Genomic DNA, 12,349 nt, shown 5'->3' with positions numbered 1-12,349 from the left:
TTTCCTCCTTTCTCTAAAAAATTATTATTTCGCTTTAATTGCCGTTTTAACACGGATCAATGCTTTGCGAGAACCAGGAACATTACCTTTAATAAGAAGCAGGTTACGGTCAAGATCTACTTTCACGATGGAAAGGTTTTGAATCGTAATTGTCGTGCCACCCATTTGACCAGGTAATTTCTTCTGTTTGAATACGCGGTTAGGAGCAACCGGACCCATTGAACCAGGACGACGGTGGTAACGTGAACCGTGACTCATTGGTCCGCGAGATTGTCCGTGGCGTTTAATAACACCTTGGAAACCTTTACCTTTTGTTGTTCCTGTGACATCTACTACATCGCCTTCTGCGAATACATCTACTTTGACTTCTTGACCAATCTCGTAATCAGCTAAGTTTACATTGCGAAGTTCGCGAATGAAGCGCTTAGGAGCAGTGTTCGCTTTTGCTACGTGTCCTTTAGAAGGTTTGTTGGAAAGCTTTTCGCGCTTGTCTTCAAAACCTAATTGGATTGCTTCGTAGCCGTCAACCTCAACTGTTTTCTTTTGAAGTACTACGTTTGGAGCAGCTTCAATAACAGTTACAGGGATTAAATCACCGTTCTCAGCAAAAACTTGCGTCATACCGATTTTTCTACCTAAGATTCCTTTGGTCATGTTGTCACACCTCCTGTGGTTATTTTATGTTTTTCTATTTCGTTTACCGATTAAAGTTTAATTTCAATGTCAACGCCTGACGGTAAATCAAGTTTCATCAACGCATCGACAGTTTGTGGTGTCGGGTTAACGATATCGATTAGACGTTTGTGTGTGCGCATTTCAAATTGCTCACGAGCATCTTTGTACTTATGGACAGCACGCAAGATGGTGTAGACCGATCTTTCAGTCGGCAACGGTATCGGACCCGATACGCTTGCACCTGAACGTTTTGCGGTTTCTACAATTTTCTCGGCAGACTGATCAAGAATTCTGTGATCATATGCTTTTAAACGGATACGAATTTTTTGTTTTGCCATTATTTTCCCTCCTTTTCGCCTATTTTTGATAGACATTCTCCACGAAAATTTTCCAATCACTCGCCATGGCAAAGCGGCCGGGTGTATCGGTAACCTCTCGCTTCATCGCAGTCAAAGACCAACATTCACCATTATACAAAAGAAAAAAGAATTCCGCAAGGCTTTCCACGAAATTCTTTTCAATTCGCTTTTATTAGTATAACAGGATATTTTAGAACATCAAGACATACGATAATAGTCCGAACATTTAGAGCTTAACCCAGCAGCATGACGGCAACCCAACCGAAAATCACCAAGGGAATATTGTAATGAAGGAAGGTTGGAACACATGTGTCCCAGATGTGATTGTGCTGTCCATCGACATTCAGTCCGGCGGTCGGACCAAGCGTAGAGTCGGAGGCTGGCGATCCTGCGTCACCCAATGCGCCTGCCGTACCGATCAAGGCGATGATCGCCATTGTCGAGAATTCGAACTCCAGGCTTAGCGGCACAAATATCGCAGCAATGATCGGAATCGTTGCGAACGAGGAGCCGATGCCCATCGTTACGAACAAACCGACGATAAGCATCGCCAGTGCTGCGAGACCTTTGTTGCCGGCGAACAGATCAGAGACGCTTTCAACAAGCGGCTCGACGGCTCCAGTTGCCTGTATGACCGATGCAAAGCCATTGGCAGTAATCATGACAAAGCCAATGAATGCCATCATGCGCATGCCTTCTGTGAGAACGTCATCAGCTTCGCGCCACTTCATTGCACCAAAGGCGTATAGCACAAGAATTCCGGCAAGTGCGCCGATGATCATCGAGTCTGTCTGAATTTGGGCGATCAGTGCTGCGATCAATGCCGCGATCGTCACGATAACATCTTTTAGTGACGCTGTCTTTTTCACAGTTCCTTCTATAGTAGAAGAAGATTTACGATACTCTCTCGGTTTGCGGTAAGAGATGAACACCGCAATGATCAATCCGACCAATAAGCCGGCTATCGGAATCGCCATCGCTTTCGGGATATCCGCCATATCGATGGTCAGACCCGCAAGCTCCATCTGCGTCGCGACAATCTCATGAAAAATCAGACCAAAGCCATACGGCAATAAAATATAAGGTGCTGTCAGACCAAATGTCAGAACCGCAGCAATCAGCCGGCGGTCAATTCGCAATTCATTTAAAATGTGCAAAATCGGCGGAACCAATAAAGGAATAAAAGCGATGTGGATTGGTATCAAGTTTTGCGAGAAGATGGCCATTGCCAGCAGCGCAATAATGATGAGAGCTTTCGCCAGATTTTCCCGCGTGGCTTCCCCATCTTTATTAACCAGCTTCAAGACGCCAGACACAAGCAGCTCAGGTATGCCCGTGCGCGAAATCGCTACGGCAAATCCTCCGAGCATGGCATAGCTTAGCGCAATGGTCGCACCTGCTCCTAAACCGTCGGTAAATGATGTTAATGTATCGGTAAATGATAATCCACCGCTTAATCCGCCTGCAAGCGCACCGATAAGTAAAGCAAAGACGACATTCACACGCAATAAGCTCAATACGAGCATGACTAAGACAGCGACAACAACTGCATTCATAAATAAACTCTCCTTTAGTTTGCTAAAGCGTTAAAGTACACACTTTAAATTAACAAACCGTGAAATGCTTGTCAACAAGCTATTATTGATTTGGTTAAAGACAAAAAAGTCAAAAAATAAAGACCTTTTACGGTTTACGTAAAAGGTCTTCTTGTTAATCATCTCACCTTGGAGCTTGGTTACTTACATTTTCATCAAGCCCGGCGCGCTCTTTCTTCATAAGCCGCGATATAGGCATCGTATTGGAACGTCAGTGCGATCTCGTCCCAGCCTTTCAAAAGCATTTCTTTCCAGTATGGATCAATATCAAATTCATAGCGTGTGCCGTCCTGGGCTGAGACAGTCTGGTCTTCCAAATTGATTTCCAACTTGAATTCCTGCTGCTGTCCCTTGTCAATCAATTCATTGACTTCCTGATCCTTTAAGCGGATCGGCAAGATGCCGTTTTTTACACAGTTATTATAGAAGATGTCTGCATAGCTGGGAGCGATGACTACGCGGAATCCGTAATCCAAAATCGCCCACGGAGCATGTTCACGAGAAGAACCGCAGCCGAAATTTTCTTGTGCGACCAAAATTTCGGAGCCGTTGAATCGGGGGTCATTCAAAACAAAGTCTTCTACCGGCGTACCATCAGCATGAAAGCGCCAATGATAAAATAAATACTTGCCGAATCCCGTCCGTTCAATACGCTTTAAAAACTCTTTTGAGATGATTTGGTCCGTATCTACATTTTTGCGTTCAAGCGGGGTCAGGACGCTTGAGATTTTATTGATCGGCTTCATCGTTTGGCCTCCTCATTTCTGCCTGTCATAGGGACGGTACGGGCTCTTTCATATAATTACGGACATCAGTTAAGTGGCCTTCAATTGCAGCTGCCGCTGCCATTACAGGGCTTACCAAATGTGTCATTGATCCCGCTCCTTGGCGTCCTTCAAAATTCCGGTTGGACGTGGATGCACAGCGTTCGCCAGCAGGCACCGAATCTTCATTCATCGCCAGACACATGCTGCATCCGGTTTCGCGCCATTCAAAGCCAGCTTCAAGAAACACTCGGTCAAGTCCTTCCTGTTCTGCAGCGCGTTTGACCGTTTCAGATCCAGGAACGACAATCGCCGTAACGGACGGATGCACACTTTTGCCTTTGATGATTTCACTAGCTGCACGCAAATCGCCTAGACGAGCGTTTGTGCAGGAACCGATAAAGACATGCTGAACATCAATCGAAGAAAGCGGCGTTCCTTCTTCCAAATGCATATAGGCCAATGCTTGCTTCAACGCATCTTTATCCGACTGCTTGTCGTAATCCGCGGCGGATGGAACGCGCTCTGCAATGCCTGAACCCATTGAAGGATTCGTACCCCATGTGACGAATGGAGAAATTTCATCTGCATGAATCGTTACTGACGCGTCATACTGCGCGCCTTCGTCTGTTGCAAGAGCCAGCCAACGAGCCGCTTCTTTTTCAAACGCCTCACCTTCAGGCACATGTCTGCGCCCTCTCAAGTATTCCACCGTCGTTTCATCCGGACTGATCAGCCCGGCGCGCGCACCGGCTTCGATCGACATATTGCAGATGGTCATGCGCTCTTCCATCGACAATCCACGGATGGCTTCTCCCGTGTACTCCATGACATGCCCAGTTCCCATATCGATGCCGAACTTCGAAATGATCGCCAAGATGACGTCTTTGGAAGAAACGCCAAAGCCCAGCTTGCCGTCGATCCGCACTTCCATCGTTTTCGGCTTTGATTGCCATAGCGTCTGAGTGGAAAGGACGTGCTCCACTTCACTCGTACCGATGCCGAATGCCAAAGCACCAAAGGCTCCGTGCGTCGAAGTATGGCTGTCGCCGCAGACAATGGTTTTGCCGGGTTGCGTCAAGCCCAGTTCCGGTCCAATAACATGGACGATTCCCTGGTCCGGATGATTAATGCCCGCAAGCGGAACACCAAACTCATCACAGTTATCCTGCAAGGTCTTAATTTGTTTTCGCGAAATGGGATCGGTGATGGTTTCCCGGTTTCGCGTTGGCACGTTATGGTCCATGGTTGCAAAACAAAGATCGGGCCGGCGGGCTTTGCGCCCGTTCAGCCGAAGCCCTTCAAACGCTTGCGGGGATGTCACCTCATGCAATAAATGAAGATCGATGTATAGCAGGTCCGGCTTGCCTTGCTCTTCAAAGACGATATGCTGTTCCCAAATTTTTTCTATAATTGTTTTTGCCATGCGAACCGCTCCTTTCACTTACACATAAGAATACATGATGTGTTCTGATACAAATTCTCTTTCCAGCTCTTCCACAACTTTTGTTACAAATCGATCGGTTGAAACTACGCGTTTTCCTTCTCCAGCAAGATCTCCAGTGCAATACCCATCTTCCAAAACGCCCATGACAGCTTTTTCAATAGCTGCAGCTTCCGTATGCAAGCCAAATGAATGCTTAAGCATCATGGCAGCGGACAAGATGGCAGCAGATGGATTCGCTTTATTTTGTCCTGCGATATCCGGAGCTGAGCCATGTACGGGTTCGTAAAGGCCGAAACCGTCTGAACGGATGCTGGCAGACGGCAGCATGCCAAGTGAACCGGTGATGACTGAAGCTTCATCACTCAAGATGTCACCAAACATGTTCTCTGTGACTACCACATCAAAAGCGCGTGGATCGGTGATCAGTTTCATTGCTGCTGAATCGACCAGCATATGCTCCACTTCGATGTCCGGATAGGCTTTTCTGCGTTCTTCCACTACTTCACGCCATAGTTTGCTGGTTTCCAATACATTGGCTTTGTCGACCGAAGTCACTTTGCCTCTGCGTGTACGGGCGATTTCAAACGCCTGATTGACGATACGCTCGATTTCCTCTCTCGTATAAACCAATGTATCCACCGCTGATTTCTCCGACCGGCGTTTCGGTTCCCCGAAATACAAACCGCTCGTCAATTCGCGGACGATGACCATATCCACTTCTTTCGCCACTTCTTCCTTTAAAGGAGACGAATCCAGCAATGCCGGAACTGCTTTAACCGGACGGATATTTGCGAATAAATCGAAATGCTTCCGGATGTTCAAAAGCCCTTTTTCCGGACGCAGATGGGCAGGATTGCTGTCCCATTTCGTTCCTCCGACCGCACCGAGGAGAATCGCATCGCTCGCATCACAAACATCAATGGTTTGCTGAGGCAGCGGGTTGTCAAATTGATCAACCGCCGTTCCTCCGATTGCCGCATGCTTTAAATGAAAAGTATGTCCATAACGCATTGCGATGGATTGCAGCACTTTTACCGCTGCATCTGTTACTTCTGGTCCGATTCCGTCTCCTGGCAATACCGCTATTGTTTTTTTCATTTTAAATTCCTCCTCTTTCGATCTGTTCTTTCTTACACTGCAGACATTCGGACTTTCTTCCCAACTTGGACAATTTGGCGATTCACTGCATTCAAATACGCTTTTGCTGTTGCTTCCAGAACATCCTGTGCAACGTCTCGGCCTGTAACCGTCTCTCCGTTATAGCTCATATTAATAACTGCTTCGCCTAAGGCATCGCGTCCTTTGCCGATGGATGTTACACGGTAATCCAAAATGTGGACTTTGCCTTCAACAATCCGTTCCAATGTGTTGAAGATCGCTTCAACCGATCCGGCTCCAGTCGCAGCTTCGCTGATCAACTCACCATTCGGGTGATAAGCAGAAGCGGTAGCTGTTGGAATATTAGCTGTACCGTATTGCACCTGCACACTTTCCAGTTTATAAACCGGTGTTTCGGTATCATGGATTTGCTGGTCTGTCAGCAATACGTATAGATCATCTTCTATAATTTCTTTTTTGCGGTCAGCTAATTTCTTAAACTCGATAAATGCATTGTTCAGCTTTTCATCCGTTAAATCAAAGCCCATTTTGACGGCACGATCTTTAAAGGCATGGCGCCCGGAATGTTTGCCAAGCACCAATTCGGTCGCTGCGTCGCCAATCAACTCCGGTGTGATGATTTCATAAGTCAATGGATTTTTCAGCATGCCGTCCTGGTGAATGCCGGATTCGTGGGCAAATGCATTTTTCCCGACCACAGCTTTATTCGGCTGGATCAAGCTTCCTGTCAACTGACTGACCAATTGGCTTGTGCGCTTGATTTCATGAAGGTTGATGCCTGTCTCAATATTAAAGATTTGTTTACGGATATGCAAAGCGACTGCAATTTCTTCAAGTGCGACATTGCCGGCGCGCTCTCCGATACCGTTGATGGTTCCTTCAATTTGAGTGGCACCATTTTCAATCGCAGCCAAAGTGTTGGCTGTCGCCATTCCCAAATCGTTATGGCAATGTGCAGACAGTTTCACTTTTTCGATTCCCGCTACGTTTTCGGTCATGTATTTGAACATGGCTCCGTATTCTTTAGGTGTGGCATATCCCACTGTATCCGGCAGGTTGATGGTTGTGGCTCCTGCTTCAATAACTTTGCGGATAATGTGAGCCAAAAATTCCGGATCTGAACGGGAAGCATCTTCCGCTGACCATTGGACCAACGGGAAGAACTTGCGTGCGTATTTGACGGATTCCACAGCCAATTCAACAACCTGCTCTGGTGTTTTGAATAGTTTCGTTTCCATATGGATGGGTGAAGTAGCCAAAAAGATATGAATATGCGGCTGTTCCGCTCCTTTTAACGCTTCCCATGTCCGGTCAATATCACCTTGCATCGAACGGGCCAGACCCGTTACTATGGAATTCTTCACCGTGCCTGCAATTCGCTGCACAGCGTCAAAGTCCCCTGGAGATGAAGCAGGAAACCCTGATTCGATAATCGTCACTCCCAGACGTTCAAGCTGGCGGGCGATTTCGATTTTCTCTGCAGTATTCAAGTTGATCCCAGCCGACTGTTCTCCGTCCCGTAATGTCGTATCGAAAATATCAATTTGTGACATTGGCAGCCACCTCTTTTTGTTTAGTTTTTTTGCCTTCATTGACGAATGGCATCATGGCACGCAATTCACGTCCAACTTGTTCGATTTGATGAGATTCTTCCGCTTTTTCGATCGCCGTAAATTCCGGGCGGTTCAACTGATTTTCAAGCAACCAGCCTTTTGCGAATTTGCCTGTTTGGATATCTGTCAAAACATCCTTCATGCGGGCTTTTGTATCGGCATCTACAATGCGCGGTCCTGAAACAAAATCTCCCCATTGGGCAGTATCGGAAATTGAATAGCGCATTCCGGACAATCCACCTTCATACATCAAATCAACGATCAGCTTTAATTCGTGCATGCATTCGAAATACGCAAGTTCCGGCTGGTACCCGGCTTCAACCAGTGTTTCGAACCCGGCTTTCACCAATGATGTGACACCGCCGCAAAGGACTGCCTGTTCTCCGAAAAGATCTGTTTCGGTTTCTTCTTTAAATGTTGTTTCCAAAACGCCGGCGCGTGTAGCTCCGATTCCTTTCGCATAAGCAAGAGCTACTTCCTGAGCTTGTCCTGAAACATCTTGATGGATCGCAATCAATCCAGGAACGCCAGCACCCGCTTCGTACGTACGGCGGACAAGATGTCCAGGGCCTTTTGGAGCTACCAGGAATACATCCACATCTTCAGGAGGAACAATCTGGTTAAAGTGAATGTTAAAGCCATGTGCGAAAACAAGTGATTTTCCGGCTGTTAACGAAGGTTTGATTTCTGCGTTGTAGATTTGTGTCTGTTTTTCATCCGGTACTAAGACCATGATGACGTCTGCCGCTTCTGCCGCTTCTTTTACTGTAGCCACTTTCATGCCATCATTTTTAGCCTGATCAAATGATTTACCGGGACGTACTCCAACAATTACATCAAAACCGGATTCCTTTAAGTTTTGAGCATGTGCATGTCCTTGTGAACCATAGCCGATCACCGCGATTGTCTTTCCTTTAAGTACCTGTTCGTTTACGTCTTGGTTATAATACATTTTTGCCATTTTTAATTTCCTCCTCGGGTTTGGGGTTTTATAGGATGTTCAATTGCGGTGTTTGTGCTTTTTGTGTTTCTCTGACAAATGCGGATACTCCGGTTCGGGTCAGCTCTTTCACACCATAAGGCCTCATCAAATCAATAAATGCTTCAATTTTTTCCGGGTCACCTGTTACTTGGAATGTTGTTACATTTTTGCTCATATCGACGACTGTTGCCCGGAACGGTTCAACAATGCTGAGAATTTCGTTTCTCAATGCTGGAGGGACGACTACTTTAACGAGTGCCAGTTCCCTCATCACCATTGCCTTATCGGTAATGTCATTTACTTTAATCACATCAATTTGCTTTTGCAGCTGCTTCAGCAACTGCTCCAGCTTGCCTTTATCTTCTACGTTGACCACAAACGTCATTTTCGACATGCCTGGCTGCTCGGTGTGCCCAACCGAAATGCTTTCGATGTTGAACTGCCGTTTCATCAGCAGCCCCGTCACCCGGTTGAGCACTCCGCTTTGGTTGATTACGGTTGTTGTAATAACTCGTTTCATTCGCCTTTCACTCCGATCATTTCATTCAAGCCCTTGCCAGGCGCAACCATCGGATACACAGATTCCAGCTGCACCACTCGGCAATCAATCAAAACTGGCTCTTCTGAATTAAATGCTTCTGCGAAAACCGCTTCTGCTTCTTCCATCGTTTCCACTTTATAGCCTTTGATGTCATAAGCTCCAGCCAATTTCACGAAATCCGGCTGAACAGGAATCAACGACTGCGAATAACGCCCTTCGTAGAATGTTTCCTGCCACTGCCTTACCATTCCCAGGCTTTGGTTGTTTAAGATGACAATCTTGACTGGAAGCCGCAACTCCTGAAGCAAGGACAGTTCCTGCAGCGTCATTTGGAAACCTGCATCTCCAACAATGGAAATGACCAGTTCCTCGGGTTTTGCCAATTGTGCCCCGATCGCTGCCGGAAAGCCAAAGCCCATTGTGCCAAGGCCTCCTGATGTCACCCAGCTATGCGGATTATTAAAGCGATAATATTGAGCCGCCCACATCTGGTGCTGGCCCACATCAGTGGTTACCACTGCATTTCCTTCAGTCAAACGGTGAATCAGTTCAACCGCCTGCTGCGGAAGAATGCCTTCACGGCCCTTCAGATGATACTGAAGTGGATACTCGGTCTTATCTCCTGATAACTTCGCTAGCCATTCAGCCGTATCCGGACTTCTAAACGGTTGGTCGAGCAGCTGAAGCAGCGCTTCTTTAGCATCCGCCACGATCGGGATTGCCGTCGGAACGTTTTTTCCGATTTCTGCTGGATCGATGTCGATATGGATCACTTGTGCATTTGGTGCGAAGTGAGCAAGATTACCGGTCAGCCGATCATCGAATCGTGCACCGATGTTCAGCAGCACGTCACAATCGCAAATTGCTGTATTTGCAGTATAGGTGCCGTGCATCCCCGCCATTCCAAGGAACAGTTCGTGCTCACCGGAAATGCTTCCAAGTCCCAATAATGTATTGGTGATCGGAATTTGATGCTTTTCAGAAAAGCTTTTCAGCTCTTCTGTTGCTTGGGCAGCCAATATACCTGCTCCTGCTAAAATCAATGGCTTTTTCGCCTGCGACAGGACTTGAGCCGCCTTTTGGATCTGCAGGAAATTCGGGTTGGTTGTTGGCTGATAGCCTGGCAGATAGAGCGCCTCTTCTTCTGTATTGGATAGGAATAGTTCAGTTGCAATATTTTTCGGTACGTCGACCAGAACCGGTCCTGGACGTCCGGTAGAGGCGATGTAGAATGCCTCTTTTATGATTCTTGGCAAATCCGCCACTTTTTTCACTTGATAATTGTGTTTGGTAATCGGTTGTGTAATGCCGATGATATCCGCTTCCTGGAAAGCATCAGTTCCGATTACGGAAGTTGCCACCTGCCCGGTAAAGATGACCAGCGGCAAGGAATCGAGCATGGCATCCGCTATCCCTGTGACTAAGTTCGTTGCACCTGGACCTGACGTTGCTAGTACCACGCCAGGTTTGCCGGATACTCTTGCATATCCTTCGGCTGCATGGATAGCGCCTTGTTCATGTCTGGCCAATATATGGCGTATCGGATTTTTGTGCAAGGCGTCGTAAATTGGCAGTACCGCGCCCCCTGGATATCCAAAAATCATTTCTACACCCTGACTTTTCAAAGATTGTATCAGTACATCTGCACCATTGCCTGTTAGCTGCTGTTTTACTTCTTCTCTAACCTGTACGTTTACTCCCAATCCTTCCGCCTCCTTTTCTCAGTCTCCGGTGGAATAAAAACAAAAAAGCTTTTCCATCCCTACACAAAGAAACATGTTCTTCGCATAGGGATGAAAAAGCTTCATGGTACCACCCTAGTTCACTGCGCAACCGCAGCCTCATGGATAAGCAATGCTTATCCTTTGTTAACGATGGCTCTTAACTTGCAAGTCACCGGGACTACCTAAACAGCCAAAGCTTTTCAGTAATCCACTCAGAGGGGATGTCGCAAATGGTTGTATTGCCGGCTTCCACCTATACCGGCTCTCTGTGAATACAGCTTCCATTTACTTTAACCTCGTCATTGAGTTGAACTAATATTTGATTGAGATATTTGTTGTCTTATACAACATTTAAATGATCGGCATAAACTTTCACACCGTCGTTTTGAACAAGTTCTCTGAATGATTCAAGCAAATCATTTGTAACGGGGCCAGGCTTCCCTTCGCCAATCACTCGGCCGTCTACTTTCACTACCGCAATGACCTCTGCAGCAGTTCCTGTCAAGAATACTTCATCCGCTACATATACGTCGTGTCTTGTAAAAACAGCTTCTTGGATGTCATAGCCTTTTTCAGCAGCTACATCCATGATTGCATTTCGTGTAATTCCTTCAAGTGCTCCAACATACCCTGGAGGTGTCAGCAACTTTTTTTTGCGGACAATGAAAATGTTATCTGCTGAACCCTCGGCTACATACCCTTGATCATTCAACATGAGCGCTTCAGAAACGCCTGCTAAATGAGCTTCGAGCTTCACTAAGATATTGTTCATATAGTTCAATGATTTAACTTTCGGGCTCAGCACATCTGCACGGCTTCTGCGTGTAGCAACCGATACAATTTCGATTCCTGTATCATACATCGCTTTAGGGAACAATGACAAAGGTTCGGCTATTACGATTACGCTGGGATTAGAACAACTGTAAGGATCCAACCCTAAGTTTCCGACTCCTCGTGAAACAATGAGGCGAATATAGGCATCCTTGAACTTATTTTCTCTCAAAGTTTGGACAACAATCTGAGTCATTTCCTCAAAAGTGTGGGGTATCTCGAGCATCACAGATTTTGCTGAATCGTAAAGGCGCTCAAGATGTTCTTCCAGCCGAAAGACATTTCCGTTGTAAGAACGGATTCCTTCAAACACACCATCACCGTATAAAAAACCGTGATCATAAACTGAAATTTTAGCGTCTTCTTTTTTAACGAATTCACCGTTCAAATAAATTACTTGTTCGCTCATGATGTCCACTTCTTTCTCGAAAGTTTTATAATATGCAATATATCGAATTCCGTTTGTGTATTGTAAATTGTTGCTATCATATCGCCTATTCAACAGCGTGTCAATCAACTTCTTGTTACTTTTTCGTTAATTTTGAATATTCTCAAATTATGTATCCGTTTTCATTGTTGCTATTACTAACTTCTAAAGACTTTTTAAAAAGTTTGAATATTTTATGAACAACCGGAATTTTAGAAGTTACATAGCACTCATCCTTTGGTACAACGCAAAAAAAGACCCTGTCTCATTAT

The 12,349-nt window shown here is 46.0% G+C and carries 11 protein-coding genes; all 11 read right to left on the bottom strand.

Annotation, left to right across the window (positions count from 1 at the left end; all coding sequences use genetic code 11):
• Positions 1-24: 24 nt before the first annotated feature.
• The 11 genes from rplC to ilvE all read right to left on the bottom strand — a co-directional run bounded on the left by rplC (position 25) and on the right by ilvE (position 12,059).
• The gene (gene rplC / locus QOZ98_RS18325) at positions 25-654 is read right to left on the bottom strand and encodes a 50S ribosomal protein L3 (protein ID WP_308788705.1); all 630 of its coding nucleotides are present in this window, start codon (positions 652-654) and stop codon (positions 25-27) included.
• A gap of 50 nt (positions 655-704) precedes the next feature.
• Entirely contained in the window at positions 705-1,013 is a 309-nt protein-coding gene (gene rpsJ, locus QOZ98_RS18320) for a 30S ribosomal protein S10 (protein ID WP_006828927.1), read from the bottom strand.
• A gap of 254 nt (positions 1,014-1,267) precedes the next feature.
• Complete coding sequence (locus tag QOZ98_RS18315) at positions 1,268-2,590, bottom strand: Na+/H+ antiporter family protein (RefSeq protein ID WP_308788704.1); 1,323 nt, start codon at positions 2,588-2,590, stop codon at positions 1,268-1,270.
• 194 nt (positions 2,591-2,784) lie between these two features.
• A complete protein-coding gene (gene leuD, locus QOZ98_RS18310) occupies positions 2,785-3,375 on the bottom strand; it encodes a 3-isopropylmalate dehydratase small subunit (RefSeq protein WP_308788703.1) in 591 nt (196 codons plus the stop codon).
• A 25-nt stretch (positions 3,376-3,400) separates the two neighbouring features.
• Complete coding sequence (leuC, locus tag QOZ98_RS18305) at positions 3,401-4,819, bottom strand: 3-isopropylmalate dehydratase large subunit (protein WP_308788702.1); 1,419 nt, start codon at positions 4,817-4,819, stop codon at positions 3,401-3,403.
• 18 nt (positions 4,820-4,837) lie between these two features.
• Entirely contained in the window at positions 4,838-5,938 is a 1,101-nt protein-coding gene (leuB, locus tag QOZ98_RS18300; protein WP_308788701.1) for a 3-isopropylmalate dehydrogenase, read from the bottom strand.
• Between the two features lie 32 nt (positions 5,939-5,970).
• A complete protein-coding gene (locus tag QOZ98_RS18295; RefSeq protein ID WP_308788700.1) occupies positions 5,971-7,512 on the bottom strand; it encodes a 2-isopropylmalate synthase in 1,542 nt (513 codons plus the stop codon).
• Positions 7,499-8,533, bottom strand: a complete 1,035-nt coding sequence (gene ilvC, locus QOZ98_RS18290) for a ketol-acid reductoisomerase (RefSeq protein WP_308788699.1) — start codon at positions 8,531-8,533, stop codon at positions 7,499-7,501. Before ilvC ends, QOZ98_RS18295 begins: the two co-directional genes overlap by 14 nt.
• A 28-nt stretch (positions 8,534-8,561) precedes the next feature.
• Positions 8,562-9,074: an acetolactate synthase small subunit gene (gene ilvN, locus QOZ98_RS18285; protein ID WP_215102515.1), complete on the bottom strand. Its 513-nt coding sequence runs from the start codon at positions 9,072-9,074 to the stop codon at positions 8,562-8,564.
• On the bottom strand, positions 9,071-10,798 hold the full coding sequence (gene ilvB, locus QOZ98_RS18280) for a biosynthetic-type acetolactate synthase large subunit (RefSeq protein WP_308788698.1): 1,728 nt from the start codon (positions 10,796-10,798) through the stop codon (positions 9,071-9,073). The genes ilvN and ilvB overlap by 4 nt, the downstream gene beginning before the upstream one ends.
• 361 nt (positions 10,799-11,159) lie before the next feature.
• A complete protein-coding gene (ilvE, locus tag QOZ98_RS18275) occupies positions 11,160-12,059 on the bottom strand; it encodes a branched-chain-amino-acid transaminase (protein WP_308788697.1) in 900 nt (299 codons plus the stop codon).
• Positions 12,060-12,349 lie beyond the last annotated feature (290 nt).

Origin of the sequence: Planomicrobium stackebrandtii (assembly GCF_030814955.1) — a bacterium.
GTDB classification, from domain to species: domain Bacteria; phylum Bacillota; class Bacilli; order Bacillales_A; family Planococcaceae; genus Planococcus; species Planococcus stackebrandtii.
The sequence above is the reverse complement of the archived record's forward strand: the minus strand, read 5'-3'. Positions and strand labels throughout refer to the sequence as shown.

Excerpts from the sequence above, each read along its gene's own strand:
- rplC (WP_308788705.1), bottom strand. The coding sequence starts at position 654 with ATGACCAAAGGAATCTTAGGTAGAAAAATCGGTATGACGCAAGTTTTT.
- rpsJ (WP_006828927.1), bottom strand. The coding sequence starts at position 1,013 with ATGGCAAAACAAAAAATTCGTATCCGTTTAAAAGCATATGATCACAGA.
- QOZ98_RS18315 (WP_308788704.1), bottom strand. The coding sequence starts at position 2,590 with ATGAATGCAGTTGTTGTCGCTGTCTTAGTCATGCTCGTATTGAGCTTA.
- leuD (WP_308788703.1), bottom strand. The coding sequence starts at position 3,375 with ATGAAGCCGATCAATAAAATCTCAAGCGTCCTGACCCCGCTTGAACGC.
- leuC (WP_308788702.1), bottom strand. The coding sequence starts at position 4,819 with ATGGCAAAAACAATTATAGAAAAAATTTGGGAACAGCATATCGTCTTT.
- leuB (WP_308788701.1), bottom strand. The coding sequence starts at position 5,938 with ATGAAAAAAACAATAGCGGTATTGCCAGGAGACGGAATCGGACCAGAA.
- QOZ98_RS18295 (WP_308788700.1), bottom strand. The coding sequence starts at position 7,512 with ATGTCACAAATTGATATTTTCGATACGACATTACGGGACGGAGAACAG.
- ilvC (WP_308788699.1), bottom strand. The coding sequence starts at position 8,533 with ATGGCAAAAATGTATTATAACCAAGACGTAAACGAACAGGTACTTAAA.
- ilvN (WP_215102515.1), bottom strand. The coding sequence starts at position 9,074 with ATGAAACGAGTTATTACAACAACCGTAATCAACCAAAGCGGAGTGCTC.
- ilvE (WP_308788697.1), bottom strand. The coding sequence starts at position 12,059 with ATGAGCGAACAAGTAATTTATTTGAACGGTGAATTCGTTAAAAAAGAA.